Consider the following 14,905-nt stretch of genomic DNA (forward strand, 5'->3'; position numbering starts at 1 on the left):
CGCCGCACATTCGGCCACCTGTGGCGGCGCAGACACCCCTGGGGCGCCACACTCGCCCTCGTGAACCAGTCCGACTCCGCCGCCGCGCCGCATTGCGGTGGCGACTCCATCCGCTCGACGGCGCAAGACCGTCAGTTAGTTCGAATCGTGACCGAGGCGATCAGGCTGGCCGGCGTCCGGGCGGTGCTGGTCACCGGCTGGGGCGGCGTCCGGCTCGACGACGTGCCCGAGGGCATCCTCGTCCTGGACCAGGTGCCGCACGACTGGCTGTTCCCGCGCATGGCCGCGATCGTGCACCATGGCGGCAGCGGCACCACCGGCGCCGCCCTGGCGGCGGGGCGTCCTCAGGTGGTGTGCCCGTTCGTCGCCGACCAGCCGTTCTGGGCGGCCCGGATGCACGCCGCGGGTGTCGCACCCGCGCCGCAGCGCCCCCTGACGGCGGAAAGCTTGGCCGCTGCCATCCGCCTGGCCGTCACCGACCGGGCGCTCGCCGAGCGCGCGCAGTCCCTCGGCGAGCGAGTCCGCGCCGAGGACGGCATCACCGCCGCGGTCAAGGTCCTTGAGTGGGTTGGTACAGCCCGACCTGGCGGTAGACGGCCTTGAGATAGTCCAGCATCCCGGCGGCGTCTGGCGGGTCGGGCTGGAGCACGCGGTAGGTGACGGCTGCGGCCATCATGTCGATCAGCACGTCCAAGTCGGCGTCCGCCGCCACCGTGCCGTCCTTCTGCGCGCGCCGCAGCATGGCGGCGGCCAACTGGCGGCGGGGCAGGATGTAGTGCTTCCAGTAGACGGCCATCAGCTTCGGATGGCTGACAGCCGAGCCCATGACGCGGGCGACCAGGGCGCGGAAAGCCGGACTGGCGACCATCTCCGCCGCCGCGGGAAGGACGCGTTCGATGATTTCCTGTGGGGACAGGGCCTCGACCTGGGCGGGGGAGGGAGTTAGCTCGGCGGCGACCGACTCCTCGATGGCCTGGGCGATCAGGTCTTCCTTGGTGCTCCAGCGTCGGTAGACGGTGAGCTTGCCGACGCCGGCCAGTTTGGCGATCTGCTCCATGCTGGTGCCCTCCACACCGCGTTCGAGGAACAGTTCCAGCGCCGCGCGCAGGATCGCGGCGTCCGTCTCGGGGGCGCGGGGGCGTCCGCGTCCTCGGGCAGCGGTCACTCAAGTGCTCCGTCCAGCCAGCGGGCGAGCTCGGCCGGACCGCCCTTGCAGGCCAGGTGGGCGTCCGGGCGTACGAGCATAGTAGGCAGCGCCTCCTCCGCCGGCTGCAGGAGGACCACGTGATCGCCGAGCCGGCGGCAGGCTGCCTCGAAGGCGTCCGCACCGCCGAGGACCGCCCAGCGGCCGCGGAGCTCTGCGTGCAGCCGGGTGCGAGTGCCGTCCGGGCGCTCGCAGGCGAGATCGGGGATCCGGTCCCCGGGCCGGGGCTTGCGTCCGCGGCCGCCGAGTGGACCGCGGCGGTAGCTGACCCACAGCTGGGAGGTGGTGTACGTGGCCCAGCGCTGGAGCCAGGGGATGTTGAACACCGGCACGAGCACCCGGTCTCGCAGGAAGCGGCCGACCGGTCCGGCGGCGATGTTGACTTTGGTGGCGGCGGTGCTGCCGCGCAGAACCTGCGTGGCGAGCGGGCGGCGTTCGGCCTCGTAGGTGTTCAACAGCCGCTCGCCGGCCCGGCCTTGGACCACGAGGGCCAGCTTCCAGGCGAGGTTCTCGGCGTCGCCGAGTCCGGTGAGCATGCCTTGACCGCCGAAGGGGGCGTGTACGTGTGCAGCGTCCCCGGCCAGCAGGATGCGCCCTTGTCGGTAGGTGTCGGCCAGACGGCGGTGCACGCTGAACAGTGACGCCCATGGGGCGTCGAGCAGCCGGATGTCCGGCAGGCCGGTACGTTCGGGCAGGATGCGCCGCATGCGCTCGATGATCTGCTCCTCGCTTGGCTTGTCGTCGCGGAACGTCGCGTCGTAGGCGAGCAGACGCCACTGGTTCCCGGGCATGGGCATGGCACCCAGGGTGCCGTCCGGGTGCACCCATCCGCTCGTCCCCGAGCGGTCGAGCGTGGTGTCGAGGTGGGCGTCGACGAGCAGGAAGCGCTCGCTGACCCTGACGCCGGGGAAGCCGATGCCGGCCAGCTTGCGTACGGTGCTGCCGGTGCCGTCGCAGCCCACGAGCCAGCTCGCCCGTACGGTACGGCCGTCGCCCAGCACCGCGGAGATCCCCGAGTCGTCCTGCTCAACCGCCACCAGCCCCGCGTCCCACTCCGGGTGCTCACCGAGTTCAGTCAGGCGGTCGCGCAGGTGCGCCTCGACGCGTGCTTGGGAGATCACCATCGGGGGACCGGCAGTGTGGAGCCCGGGATCGCCGAACCGGATGCGCATCATCGGCCGGTCCCCGGCATAGGTAGTGATCGTCATCGCCCGGACCGACTCCTCCGGCAGGCTGCCGAGGGCGTCGAGCCGATCCAGGACCTCGGAGCCGCGTGCATGCACGAAGTTGGCCCGCGACGTGGTGGCCGGGCCCGGGGCCTTGTCCACCACCTGTACCGAGACGCCGTGCTGCAGCAGCGCGCACGCCAGCGCCAGCCCCACAGGTCCGGCTCCGACCACCAGAACGTCGGTCTCCATGAGAGTTCCTTATTTTTTTACGGAACGGTACCGTAAATAAAATAGCGACCAGCACTCCCGGCGTCCAGCCTGTCAGCGGCGCCGTTGAATCCGCGGTGTGGGGAAAGGTGTGGGAGGTGGCCCGCGCATGGGCTGATTTCGGTGTTCTCGCTCACGTCGTCTTGTGCGGCGCGGTAGCCGACGCGCGCCTGCCCGATGGCCGTCAGGAGCGTCTCCACCGGCCCAGTGACCGGGCGTCGTGTACGCGGCCGGATTCGCTAGCTGTCCCGCCGGCCTTCCAGGCGGGCGACGGCGGCGGCGACGCCGTCCTCCTCCTTCAGACGTACGGCGAGTGTGCGGGCCGCCGGGGCGAGCTTCGCCGCGTCCTCGACGGCGGCGGCCAGCCGCTCAGGTGTGAGCCGGCCGCTGAGGGGCGCGGGAGCGACGCCGAGGTGGTGCAGGCGGCCTGCCCAGAACGGCTGGTCGCCGATGAACGGGCGGACGACTTGGGGGACGCCCGCCTGCAGAGCCGCCGCGACGGTGCCGATGCCGCCGTGGTGCACGGCGACTTCGACGCGCGGCAGCAGCCAGTCGTGCGGGGCGTCCTCGAGCACCAGTACGCCGCCGGTTTCCGCGCCCGGCCGCAGGGCGCCCCAGCCTGTGGCCAGCACGGCCCGCCGCCCGGCCAGCCGGATGGCCTTCAGCACCGTGGCGGTCAGCGTCTCGGGGTCGCCGGTGACTGAGCTGCCGAAGCCGATGTACACCGGCGGCTCGCCCTCCTCCAGGAACCGAGCCAGCCGCTCGGGCGGCATCCAACCGTCGCCCGCGGGCATCGTCCAGAACCCCGTTGGTTGTGCGGCAACTGGCCAGTCGGCGGGTGCCGGCAGCAGATGGGGGCTCCACGCGTGCAGCACACCGCCCTCTCCAATCAAGTCGGCCACCGGCCGGAAGGTGCTCTCCAGGCCCAGCGCCCCGGTCCGCCACGCTCGCACCGTACCTCGGTAGGGTGCCTCGACCGCTGCCGTGATCCGCCAGCTTGCCCGGTTGAGCGCGCGTGGCACCCGTACCGGAAAGATGGGGGAGGGGAAAGCGGTCGTCGGCAGATAGAGCGGCAGCAGCAGGGCGGCGACGGCCGGGACGCCGAACTTCTCGGCGATGTGCGGCCCGCCCAGGGACTTCGGATGGTAGACGACCATGTCGGCCGGGCGTGCGGCGAGCGCCGCCTGGTCGTCGAGCAGGCGGCGGAGCATCGGCTTGACCGACCGGGCAGCGGTCATGGCCGCGCGCACACCCTGCCCCTTGACGGAGTCCTGCAGCTCTAACATCTCGTCGTTCAGCGGCACGAAGTCCACGCCATGCCTGTCGGCGAGCGGCTGGAAGCGGCGGGGGGCGGCCACGACCGGCTGGTGCCCGGCAGCGGTCAGCCCACGGGCCAGGGCGAGGTAGGGCTGGACGTCTCCGCGACTGCCCACGGTGATCAATAGCGGTCTCATCGGTCGCCCTTCAGCTCGTCCCACTCGTCGAGCAGGCGGGGGAAGCGGTCCATCATGAACGCGTACATGTCGCGCATGAGCTCTAGCCGCCGTCTGCGAGCGGGGTCGTGGCCGATCGCCCGCAGTCCCTGCTCGGCCAGGGTGCGGAAGCTCTCGAACTCGGCCATCTTGGCCCGGAATGCGCGGGCGAAGACGTCCTCGGCCAGCCGGTAGCGGTCGCGCCGCTCACCGCGTACCCGGAACCGCTCGACCAAGCCCGCCTGCTCCAGTTGCCGCAGCGCGACGCTCATGCTGCTCTTGGCCACGGCCAGGGCCTCGGCCAGCTCAGGTGCGTCCGCGCTGTCGGCCTCGGCGGCCAGCAGCCAGCCCATGACCCGCCCGGAGGTGCGGCTCAGCCCCAGCCGCTCGTAGAAGAGCCCTGCGTCCTCAACGAACCCATCGATACTCACAAGCCAAATATATCGGAATGTTCGGATGCATCCGAACATAATTGACGGAAATCTACTGCCACCTGACGTGAACCGATCATCTGTGGACGATTTCGGTGATCACAACGCTGCCCTCCACGCCCTGTATGCGCTGGCCGTGGCGCTGAGTTGGGACGCTTGATGCGGGAGCAGACGCGGAACGCGGTTGGGCGCCCTCGCGTGTCATGCTCGGCGCCGTTGCTCTCGCAACGGTTAAGGGTGGTTCGGCGAACCGTTCAACCTGCTCGGGTCGGCCGGAGACGATGATGACGTCGCCATAGGAGAGAGCCTCATGACGCCGAATCCTCTCGAGGCCGTCCGCGCAACCGGCGCGCGACACCGAACCAGGCCGGGACCTCGCGTTCGTCGTCGAAGCCGCGGGCGACCACGATGTCGGTGGACGAATGCAGCAGGATCGACAGCACGATGGTGACCGCGACAAACTGGAACACCTCCTGCGCGGCGGCGATTCCGGAGGCCAGCACGATCAGCCCGTACACCACCGAGGCGAACCCCTTGGGCCCGAACCAGGCCACCGCCGCCTGCTCGCGCACCGACAGTCCGGAGCGCAGGAAGGACAGCCAGATCGCGACCGGGCGGGCCAGTATCAGGGCCAGGATCGCGAACAGCCAGCCCTTCCACCCGACCGCGCCGAGCAGGGCGGGAGTGATGAGCGCCCCGAACAGCAGCAGCGCGGCCAGTTTGAACAACTCGGCGATGAGCTCGCCGAAGTGCTCGAACGACTCGCGCTGCCGTTCGCCGAACGTGGCCACCGTGATGCCCGCGGCGAACGCGGCCAGGAACAGGTTGCCGTGCGTGGCCTTACCCAATGCCAGCACCAACAGCCCGATGGCCAGCGCGTTGAGCGGCTCGTACTGCGTGGAGGCGGAAAACCAGCGGGTCTGCTCCAGCTTGATCGCCACCCACGGCACCGCGACGCCGATCAGCACGCCGAGCCCCAGCTCCGTACCGAGCTCTCCCAGGTGCAGATCCTCAGCGCCGGCGGCGATGGCCAGGAACACCATGACGAACGGCAGCGCCAGCCCATCGTTGACGCCCGACTCCACGTTGAGAAGCTGCCGCAGCCGGGGCGGCACCTTCTCGTTTCCCACCAGCGCGGCGGCGAAGACTGGGTCGGTCGGGGCCAGGATCGCACCGATCAGCAGCGACTCGATCCAGCCCAAGCCGAGCAGGTAGTGCGCGCCGATGGCGGTGATGCCCAGGGTGAGAGGGAGTCCCCAGCCCAGGGCGCGCCCCGGCAGCCGCCAGGCGCTGCGCAGGTCCTTCCAACCAACTCGCATGCCGTCGGTGAACAGCACGGCGAACAGCGCCAGCTCAGCCAGCGTGCCCACTAGCTCGTCGTCCACCTGCACGGACACCACGCCGAGCACGCCGTCGCCCAGCACGAACCCGGCTACCAGGAACAGCGCGGCGGTGGACAGGATGGTCCGATGGGCCAGGCTCGAGATGAGTACGGCGAGTAGCAGCACAGCCGCGAAAGCCGTCAGCAGGGTGCCCACAGGGGAAGCCTCCGCAGAAGTCGTACGGGATAGGACTTTGCCGACCAGACTTCCCGGCGCACCGCGCTATACCGTAACAGCACTACTACCGCAGGCGTCTATACGGGTCCTTGACGCATGTTCCGCGCCAAGGTGCGTGGGAGTCACAGGTAACGCAGCCACAGGTACGGAACGCACAACGCGATGGTGACCACGGTGACCACGAGGCCGTACCGGGTGAACTGCCAGAAGCTGATCGGCGTGCCGTTGCGGGCGGCGATGCCCAGGATGACCACGTTTGCCGCGGCGCCCACCGCGGTGGCGTTGCCGCCCAGGTCGGCGCCGAAGGCCAGCGCCCACCACAGCACTTGCGCCGGGCCGTTGCCGCCGTTGCCCTGGACCAGTTCGGCGACGATCGGGCTCATCGTGGCCACATACGGGATGTTGTCCACGATCGCCGACAGCCCGGCCGAGGCCCACAGCAAGCCCATGGTGGTCAGCCCGAGCTGACCTTGCGTCGCCGCGGCCGCGGCCTGCGAGATCTGGCCGATCACGCCGGTCTCGACCAGCGCGCCGACCATGACGAACAGTCCGGCGAAGAACACCAGGGTCGGCCACTCCACCTCGGCGATCGCATTCTGGGTGGTGACTTTGGTGACGGCGACCAGGATGCCCGCGCCCAGGATGGCCACTACGGAGGGTTCGTAGTGCAGCACCGGGTGCAGCACGAACGCGACCATGACGAGGGCCAGCACGGCGAGCGACTGCCACAGCAGTCTGGGGTCGGCGATGGCCTCGCGTTCGTTCAGCGCCATGACTTCGGCCGCCCTGTCGGGGTCGTAGCGGAAGTACTTGCGGAACAGGATCCGGCACATCCCGATGAAGACGATCATGAGAACGACGACCAGCGGCGCCATGTGGATGAGGAAGTCGTTGAAGCTCAGCCCGGCGCGGCTGGCGATGATGATGTTCGGCGGGTCGCCGACCAGCGTCGCCGCACCGCCGATGTTGGAGGCCATCGCCTCGACGATCAGGAACGGCGCCGCCGGCAGCGCCAGCCGCTCGCACACCAGGAACGTCACCGGGGCGATCAGCAGCACGGTGGTGACGTTGTCCAGCAGCGCGGAAGCGACGGCGGTGATGACCACCAGCAGCACCATCAGCCGGTACGGATGCCCCTTGGCGCGTTTGGCGGCCCAGATGGCCAGGTATTCGAAGATCCCGGTCTGTTTGAGCACGCCGACGATGACCATCATGCCGAGCAGCAGAAAGACGACGTTCCAGTCGATGCCGGTGTGCTCGTCGAAGAACGCCGCACCGGCGTCGGTGGCGTGGATCAACAGCATGATCCCCGCTCCGCCGAGCGCCGCCGCGACGCGGTGGATCTTCTCGGTGGCGATCAGCGCGTATGCGGCCAGGAAGACGGCCACCGCCAGCCATGCGGTCACCGTCACGCGGATACCGCCCAGTCCAGCAGCGCCTGCAGGGTCACAGCGCCGACCAGCCGCCCGTCGTCCACCACTGCCACCAGTGGGCTGCGCGTGCGGGCCATCAACGCCGCCAACTGCAGGACCGTGGCGTCCGGATCGGTGACCGGCAGCTCGCGCGGTTCCCTAGGCAACGCCTCACGTACCGTCTTTCCGGCCAGCGACCGCAGGAACCGGTCGGCGTGTTCCTCGTCCACCACCCGCGCCAGCGCCGGATCATCCTGGCAATAGCCCGGCACCGCGAGTCGCAGAACCTGCGTGCCCGGCAGGATGGTCAAGGGCGACTCGCGACCGTCGACCACGATCAGGCCAGGCAGGTCCTGCTCGGCCAGGAGCCGGGCGGCGTTGTAGACGGGTGTGTCCATGGTGACGGTCGGGAATTGTGTGGCCAGGTCGCGCGCACGCATCGGCGCCTCTTTCAAGATCGACAAATGACATCGCCGACCAGACTTCCCGGCACACCTGTCGACAACGTATCAATGACCGTCAGAACCGACGACAGGGGCCTCGGCTGACGCAGAGCGATGCCGAAACATGAGTGGGGTCAGGTCGCTGTACTTGGCGTCAGCCGGTCGATCCAGTGGCACGCGGCGCGCCCAAGGTAGACGGCGTCGCCTATGCAGTTCCACGTTGAGCGGCGCACGGTGAGACCTGGCCGCCGGGATCGTGCTCCTGGCTACCTCAGGCGTGGTGTGGCGATCAGGAGTGGCTGGCGTGAGCTGTTCCGGCCCTGGCTCTGACCTATGGATGAGTGGTCGGCGACGGCAGGTGCGGGGGCTGCCACCGCCAGGTGGCGTTGCCGTCGGCGGTGATGCCCTTGCGCCACAACGATGCGGGCATCAGCCGGATCATGGTCACCATCGCCCGGTGCGCGGCAGTGGAGGCGGTGCGGCGCCCGTCGGCGCGGGCGCCCCGGGCGGTGGCCTGTGTACGAGGGCGGCGCTCGGCGTCGTAGCGGCGCAGCGCCGCTTCGACGGTGGGCTCGCCAGCGAGCGAGGCGGCGAGCACGACCGCGTCCTCGAGGGACTGCCCGGCGCCCTGGCCGCGATCCGGGCTCATCGCGTGCGCGGCGTCGCCGAGAAGGGCCACCCGGCCTTTGACGTAGGTGGGCAGCGGGTCCAGGTCGCAGATGTCGATATGGATCACCGCCTCGTCCGGGGTGGCCGCGATCAGTGCTGGGATCGGCTCGTGCCAGGTCGCGATCCGCCGGGCGACCTCGGCCTTTTCCTCCTCGTAGCGGATGCCTGGCTGTTCGGCGGTGGTGACGTAGGCCCAGTAGGCGCGGCCGCGCGCGACTGGGTGGATCAGGAAGTAATCGCCGGGGCCCATGGTGACGCTGCCGGGCACGTCGCCCACGTCGGCGTTCGTGATGCCCAGCCAGGCGGTGCGGTCCAGGAAGCGTGGTGGTGGCACGTCCGGCCACAGCAGCCCGCGCACCGCGCTTCGGATACCGTCCGCGCCGATTACCAGGTCAGCGGTGGCCTCGCCGCCGCTCCAGGTGACCGTCATCGTGTGCTGGTCTTGGCGGATGCCGGTGACCTCCGCGCTGGTGCGTACCCATCCGGCGGGTACCGCCTCAAGCAGCACACGATGCAGATCCGCGCGATGGAAGGCGATCAGGGGCGTCGGGTCGCCAGAGCGGGCTTGCTGCAGGTAGCGGCCGTCTGGGAGACGCAGGTTGCCGGCGGAATACGTGGGCACCCCTGCCGCGCGTGCCTGCTCACCCACGCCAAGCTCATCGAGCGCGCGCATGGCGTTCGGGGCCTGAGACATGCCGGCGCCGATCTCGCGCAGCTCGGCCGCTCGCTCCAGCACGACGGCCTGCCAGCCGATCCGGTGCAAGGCAACAGCGGTGGCCAATCCGCCGATGCCGGCGCCGACGACGATCGCCTGTCTGGTCACGGTGTCTCCTCATCGTCACGGTCGCCTGCGGGGTTGTCGGCGGGATCGGGGTGCAGGGGTGGGGCGTTGTCGAAGACCGTGGCCATCCATTCGAAGGTGGTGTGCGCCTGGCGGATGCGCGCGGCCCGCTCATCTTCGGGGCCGACCAGGTCCAGGCCGTCGCGGGTGATGTCGAGGAAGGAGGTGATGCCGGCGATCTGCTTGCGGGTCACCACGGCCCAGGCGTCCTCGGCCATCCGGTAGTAGACGGTCCGCTCGCCCGGCCGAGTGCGCCAGGTCAGGAATCCCATGCTGGTCAGCAGCCGCAGGTTGGAGGTCAGCGAGGCGCGGCTGGCGCCGATGGCCGCGCTGATCTGCCCGGCGGACTGCTCCGGCGGGTCGCAGACCATGAGCCAGCCCAGCACCCGCCCGGCGATCGGCGGCACTCCGTCGCGCGCCAGGTACATGGCGACTCGCTCCACCCATTCCAGCAACGGTTCCTGTTCGGTCACGCCGGCACATCCCCTCTTGCAGTCATTTCAGTATGAGCTAAAATCACTGTATCAATCAAGGATGCGTCCCAGGGCGTGCTGGTGGAGAGCCGGGAAGTCTGGTCGGCCCGCGACGTTCGCCGTCGCGGAGAAAGAGGAGGACTTTCCCGATGAATCGCGTTCTTTCGGCGCTGCTCGGCAGCGGCATCGCCGCCGGCGTCCTGGTGCCGGTACTGCTGTGGGCCGACGGCGCCACCCGTCCCGGCTACAGCCTGTGGCACCACGGCGCCAGCCAGCTCGGCACGGGCGAGCGCGCCTGGCTGCAGACGATCAACTTCGTACTCGGCGGGCTGCTGCTGGCCGCGTTCGCCGCCGGCGTGCGCCGCGCTCTACGCGGTGGGCGCGGCGCGACCTGGGGGCCGATTCTGCTTGCGGCGGCCGCGGCGGGAATGGTCGTGGCCGGGCTGGTGCCCACCGATCCCGCGCTGGGTTACCCGCCTGGGCAGCCGCACATCGTCACCGCCAGCGGCGTCGTTCACCAGGTGGCCGGCTTCCTGCTGTTCGCCGGACTCAGCGCGGCCGCGTTCGTGCTGGCCAGACGCATGGGCGAGGCAAGCCGTCACTGGGCTGTCTACTCCCGGCTGTCCGGGACCCTCATCATCGTCTTCGCCTTCGCCGCAGGCATCGCCTACCGTCTGGACACCCTGGGCATCTGGCGACCCGCCCCTGCGGGCCTGCTCGAACATCTCTCCCTGCTGGCCGGATTCTGTTGGCTGATCGCGGTGGGCGTGCACCTGCGGCGCGCCCACGCCAACAGTCAGGCGGGATCGGCCGCGTCCCTGGGACGTACGACCCGTCAGTGATCCCGGTGTGACGGCTGGCGCACCACGCGCGCACGGACGTCGGCGCCGCCGCTTGCTCGACACAAGCGGCGGCGCTCATCGATCACAGATGGCGGATCTCGTCACCAAGGCTCCGTTCTGTGAAGTGACATGGCTCCGTGTGGTCCCCCACCCGGCTCGACTCCCTCCACCGCGGAATCGGCGCCGCCTGAACGACGTGGAGGACGGCTGAACCAGCTGAGTGTCACCACGGTGATGAGAATGCTGAGGCGGCTATCCCCGCTGGGACGGGTCGGCAGAGAGGAAGTCTCGGATCTGGTTGGCGATCAACGGATAGTCGTGGGCGAACCAGATGAAGTGACTGGCGGAGTCGCTGAGGATCTGTTCGGCGTGGGGAATACCCGCCGCCAGCGATTGAGCATGAACGAAGGGGACGGCTCCGTCCTTGCGGCTTGCGATGATCAGAGTCGGCTGGGTGACCTGGGAGGCCACGTCGGGGGTGCTGCGGAGATCGTTGAGGAAGCCCCGTCCGGAGCGCATGGTGGAGAACAAGGCGATCAGAGTTGCCCGGTCCTCGTCGCTGAGCGCGGCCAGAACCTTGTCGATCGATTCGGTGGACAAGCCGCCCAGCATGGTCCGCAACCCAGCGGCCGGGCTTCGGCGCAGCAGCGCGCGCACCACCGCCCAGGTCGCCTTCTCGATGAGGGCGGAGAAGGCGAGGGGGGCGCCCAGGCGCAGGCGGCGGCCGGGCCAGGGCAGGAACCCAAGGGCACTCTCCAAGATCAACCGTTGCGCGAGTTCGGGGTGGCGTGCGGCCATCGTGACCGCGGTGCGGCCACCGGCCGATATCCCCACCACGGCAGCGACCTGGTCGATCCCCAGGTGGCGGCACAGTTCACTGGTCGCATCGGCGAAGCCGCCAGGTGAAGTGCCGGTCTGCAGCGGAGTTCTGCCGTAGCCGGGGCGAGAGGGCACCAGCACCGTGTAGCCCGCAGCGCTGAAGACCTCTTCGCCCAGCGCGAGACCGGCCCGCATGTGCCCGCCGTGGAACACGATGATCGCAGCCTGGCCGCGAGGCTCCAGCCGATACTCCATCGGACCCGCCGGTAGGTGTGCCACCGTGGTGGCTCTCTCGAGAGTGGTCATCGTCACCGTGTCCTCCATGCTCCAGTGTCGAACCGCATCGTCATCGTGATGGCTCTTCCTCGGCCTGCCGAGGATGGGCGTCCTGCCGCGGGCCAGCAGAGCCCAGGTGATCCCGCTGACTCCTGCCATCGCGGCGATGACAGCAGGCGCCATGGTGGGCGGTAAACGCGATGATCGCGCCGCCAGCGAGGCTGTTGACCAGCTGAGGACGATCAGGAGCGGTACGGTCAGTCTCCCCGCAGGTCACGCCGCTGGAAGGCGGCGATCCCTGCCAGCGAGAGCGCCGCGGTGACCACGCCCAGCCACAGCAGCGGGCTCACGTCCACCGGCTGGCCCAAGGATGGTGGGACGTGCACGAAGGGTGACAGACCCCTGACCCATTCATCCAGTTGGAGCAGCTCACCAAGTTGGCCGAGCAGGGCGAAGGCCACCAGCGCGGCCCATGCGAGCGCGGTCAGCCGGGGCAGCAGCCCGAACAGCAGCATCGCGATCCCTGCCAGCGTCCACGTGGCGGGCACCTGGACCAGTGCCGCACCCAGCAGGCGTGCAGCCTGCCGGATCGGCTCGCCGATCCGGAGACCGTGCGCCAGTCCGGCCGTCAGCCCGCCTGCAGCGAGAATCAGCGCACTGCCGCCCAACGCCACGGCCAGATGGCCGGCCGTCCAGCGCCAGCGGGCCACGGCCGTGGCCAGGACGGGCTCGGCCCGGATCGCTGACTCCTCGCCCTGCAGCCGCAGCGTCGCCTGGACGGCGAAACCGCCCGCGACCAGGCCGAGCAGGCCCAACTCGGCGGCCAGGAACGTGTCAGCCAGCGCGCCGGCGCCGTCGCCCATCCGCGCCAGCAGCTCGGCCAGTTGCGGGTTGTCGCGCACGATGTCGCCGACGCTGTAGGCCAGCGCGCCGAACATCGCCCCCACCACGGCGAAGCCGATCGCCCAGCCGAGCAGGCCGCCGCGCTGCAGCCGCCACGCCAGCGCCAGTGGGCTCCTGAAAGTGGCAGCCGCGCCCGGCGGGCCCAGACGCGCCGGCACCAGTCCGGCACCGAGGTCCCGCCGACTGGCCAGCAGAGCAGCTACCGTCATCAGGACCAACCCCGTGACGGCGAATAAGGCGGCCACCCACCAGCGCTCGCCGGCGAACGCCCGCATCCGCTGCGCCCAGCCCAGCGGGGACAGCCAGGTGAGCGTCTCCACCTTTGCGGCGTCGCCGAGCGCGCGCAGGAGGAAGGCCAATCCGAGGGTCGCGGCGGCGATGCCGTTGACGGTGCGGGCATGCTCGCTGAGCTGCGCGGCCAGGATCGCGACGCCGGTGAACGTCCAGCCCACGCCGCCCACGGCCAGGCCGAACGCCAGCGCGCCCGCGGCCGGCAGGCCCTGACCGGCCAGGGCGATCGCGATGAGGAGCACGATGAGCAGGTTCGCGCCGCCGGCGACGAGCATCGCCGAGGCCAGGGGCGCGTGGCGGCTGACCGCGCAGGCACCGACCAGCTCGGCCCGGCCGGTCTCCTCTTCCGCGCGAGTGTGCCGGGTCACCACGAGAATGCTCATCAACGCGGCCAGCACCGAGGCCATGGTGGTGGTCCGCCAGGCGGTGAGCCCGCCGATCGAGGTGGCGTCGAAGACGGGCCCGGTGAGTGCTTGCAGCGCGGGGGCGGAGCCGATGGTGACGCCCAGGGCGATGCGCTGGGCGGCCTGCGGGTACAGCTCGGCGATGGCCGAGGCGCTGGCGGCGAGGAGCCCGATGATCGTGACGATCCAGACGGGCAGCACGACGCGGTCGCGGCGCAGCGCCAGCCGCACCAGCGTCAGCGTGCCGGTCACGCCGCGACCTGGTAGTGCCGCAGGAACAGCTCCTCCAGCGTGGCCGGCTGACAGGTCAGTTGGCGGACGCCGGAGTCGGTGAGCAGGCGCAGTGCACTCTGGAGGTGTTCGGCGTCGATGCCGAAGCGGACCTGGGAGCCGTTGACGGCCAGGTCGTGCACGCCCTCCAGCCCGGCCAGGCCGTTGGGGATCCGGTCGAGCTCGGCGGTGACCGAGGTGCGGGTGAGGTGGCGCAGTTGGGCCAGCGTGCCGGTCTCGACCGCGTGCCCGTCGCGGATGATGGTGACCTGGTCGCACAGCGCCTCGACCTCGGACAGGATGTGGCTGGACAGCAGCACGGTACGGCCCCCGTCGCGTTCATCGCGGATGGTCTCGCGGAAGGCCGCCTCCATCAGCGGGTCCAGGCCGGAGGTGGGCTCGTCGAGGAGCAGCAGTTCGACGTTCGAGGCCAGGGCGGCGATCAGGGCGACCTTCTGGCGGTTGCCCTTGGAGTAGGCACGGCCCTTCTTCGTGGGGTCGAGGTCGAAGCGTTCGAGCAGAGCCGCCTTGCGACGCCGATCGAGGCCGCCGCGCAGGCGTCCGAGCAGGTCGATGGCCTCGCCGCCGGACAGCGTCGGCCACAGCACGACGTCTCCCGGCACGTACGCCAGCCGCCGGTGCAGCTCGACCGCGTCCCGCCACGGGTGGCCGCCGAGCAACTCGGCGTGGCCGGAGTCGGCGCGCAGCAGGCCGAGCAGGATGCGCAGCGTGGTGGTCTTGCCCGAGCCGTTCGGGCCGAGGAAGCCGTGCACTTCGCCGGCGTGGACGGTGAGGTCCAGTCCGTCCAGCGCGCGGACTTTGCCGTATCGCTTGGTCAGGCCACTGATGAAGACAGCAGGACTGCTCGCCATGGGGGCGCCTCCCTGAAGCCGGTCCGATATGACGTTTGCCGACCAGACTTCCCGGCGCTCCACGATCGACGGTAGCAGCGCCGGATTCGCCGCACCAGCCTGCCTGTTCCAGAGACACTGACGGACGGACCGGCGCTGAGCGGCGCCTTGAGCTCAGCGCCCGCCCAGGCAGCCGCCACGCGGTGCGCGGTTCCTTCCAGCCCACCCGCATGCCGTCGCGTCCCGGTGCTGCCCACGGCGCCGTTGTTCACCGGTCGCGTGCGGCGAAGCATCCGTCACGGGCAGCTG

Annotated in this window: 14 protein-coding genes; 2 read left to right on the forward strand and 12 right to left on the reverse strand. The window is 70.2% G+C overall.

The annotated features are described in order from the left end of the window. Positions 1 to 147 precede the first annotated feature (147 nt). Entirely contained in the window at positions 148 to 603 is a 456-nt protein-coding gene (locus tag ACIBX3_RS12900) for a glycosyltransferase (RefSeq protein WP_397116239.1), read from the forward strand. Here the strand turns inward: ACIBX3_RS12900 and ACIBX3_RS12905 are convergent. The 9 genes from ACIBX3_RS12905 to ACIBX3_RS12945 all read right to left on the reverse strand — a co-directional run bounded on the left by ACIBX3_RS12905 (position 551) and on the right by ACIBX3_RS12945 (position 9,940). Continuing rightward, the gene (locus ACIBX3_RS12905; RefSeq protein ID WP_397116241.1) at positions 551 to 1,165 is read right to left on the reverse strand and encodes a TetR/AcrR family transcriptional regulator; all 615 of its coding nucleotides are present in this window, start codon (positions 1,163 to 1,165) and stop codon (positions 551 to 553) included. The two genes, ACIBX3_RS12900 and ACIBX3_RS12905, sit on opposite strands and share 53 nt — an antisense overlap. Further along, positions 1,162 to 2,622 (reverse strand): FAD-dependent oxidoreductase, encoded by a 1,461-nt coding sequence (locus ACIBX3_RS12910; RefSeq protein WP_397116243.1) that lies wholly within the window; start codon positions 2,620 to 2,622, stop codon positions 1,162 to 1,164. Before ACIBX3_RS12910 ends, ACIBX3_RS12905 begins: the two co-directional genes overlap by 4 nt. 257 nt (positions 2,623 to 2,879) lie before the next feature. Then, a complete protein-coding gene (locus ACIBX3_RS12915) occupies positions 2,880 to 4,094 on the reverse strand; it encodes a glycosyltransferase (RefSeq protein WP_397116245.1) in 1,215 nt (404 codons plus the stop codon). Beyond that, positions 4,091 to 4,543, reverse strand: coding sequence for a GbsR/MarR family transcriptional regulator (locus ACIBX3_RS12920; RefSeq protein WP_397116247.1), 453 nt, complete (start codon positions 4,541 to 4,543; stop codon positions 4,091 to 4,093). The genes ACIBX3_RS12915 and ACIBX3_RS12920 overlap by 4 nt, the downstream gene beginning before the upstream one ends. A gap of 308 nt (positions 4,544 to 4,851) precedes the next feature. Then, on the reverse strand, positions 4,852 to 6,081 hold the full coding sequence (locus ACIBX3_RS12925; protein ID WP_397116249.1) for a cation:proton antiporter: 1,230 nt from the start codon (positions 6,079 to 6,081) through the stop codon (positions 4,852 to 4,854). A gap of 143 nt (positions 6,082 to 6,224) precedes the next feature. Beyond that, a complete protein-coding gene (locus ACIBX3_RS12930) occupies positions 6,225 to 7,508 on the reverse strand; it encodes an ArsB/NhaD family transporter (protein ID WP_397116251.1) in 1,284 nt (427 codons plus the stop codon). A gap of 2 nt (positions 7,509 to 7,510) precedes the next feature. Next, entirely contained in the window at positions 7,511 to 7,954 is a 444-nt protein-coding gene (locus tag ACIBX3_RS12935; protein ID WP_397116253.1) for a CBS domain-containing protein, read from the reverse strand. 334 nt (positions 7,955 to 8,288) lie between these two features. Next, positions 8,289 to 9,449, reverse strand: a complete 1,161-nt coding sequence (locus ACIBX3_RS12940) for an FAD-dependent monooxygenase (protein WP_397116255.1) — start codon at positions 9,447 to 9,449, stop codon at positions 8,289 to 8,291. After that, positions 9,446 to 9,940 (reverse strand): GbsR/MarR family transcriptional regulator, encoded by a 495-nt coding sequence (locus ACIBX3_RS12945; RefSeq protein ID WP_397116257.1) that lies wholly within the window; start codon positions 9,938 to 9,940, stop codon positions 9,446 to 9,448. The genes ACIBX3_RS12940 and ACIBX3_RS12945 overlap by 4 nt, the downstream gene beginning before the upstream one ends. Positions 9,941 to 10,089: 149 nt before the next feature. Between ACIBX3_RS12945 and ACIBX3_RS12950 the strand changes: the two genes are divergently transcribed. After that, entirely contained in the window at positions 10,090 to 10,782 is a 693-nt protein-coding gene (locus tag ACIBX3_RS12950; RefSeq protein WP_397116259.1) for a DUF998 domain-containing protein, read from the forward strand. 252 nt (positions 10,783 to 11,034) lie between these two features. Here ACIBX3_RS12950 and ACIBX3_RS12955 read toward each other — a convergent pair whose 3' ends face one another. From ACIBX3_RS12955 to ACIBX3_RS12965, 3 genes are all read right to left on the reverse strand, one after another. After that, complete coding sequence (locus tag ACIBX3_RS12955; protein ID WP_397116261.1) at positions 11,035 to 11,925, reverse strand: alpha/beta fold hydrolase; 891 nt, start codon at positions 11,923 to 11,925, stop codon at positions 11,035 to 11,037. 209 nt (positions 11,926 to 12,134) lie between these two features. Then, positions 12,135 to 13,727: an ABC transporter permease gene (locus ACIBX3_RS12960; RefSeq protein WP_397116263.1), complete on the reverse strand. Its 1,593-nt coding sequence runs from the start codon at positions 13,725 to 13,727 to the stop codon at positions 12,135 to 12,137. Beyond that, positions 13,724 to 14,617: an ATP-binding cassette domain-containing protein gene (locus ACIBX3_RS12965; protein ID WP_397116265.1), complete on the reverse strand. Its 894-nt coding sequence runs from the start codon at positions 14,615 to 14,617 to the stop codon at positions 13,724 to 13,726. Before ACIBX3_RS12965 ends, ACIBX3_RS12960 begins: the two co-directional genes overlap by 4 nt. Positions 14,618 to 14,905 lie beyond the last annotated feature (288 nt).

The organism is Nonomuraea sp. NPDC049480, assembly GCF_044465905.1.
Classification (GTDB): Bacteria; Actinomycetota; Actinomycetes; order Streptosporangiales; family Streptosporangiaceae; genus Nonomuraea.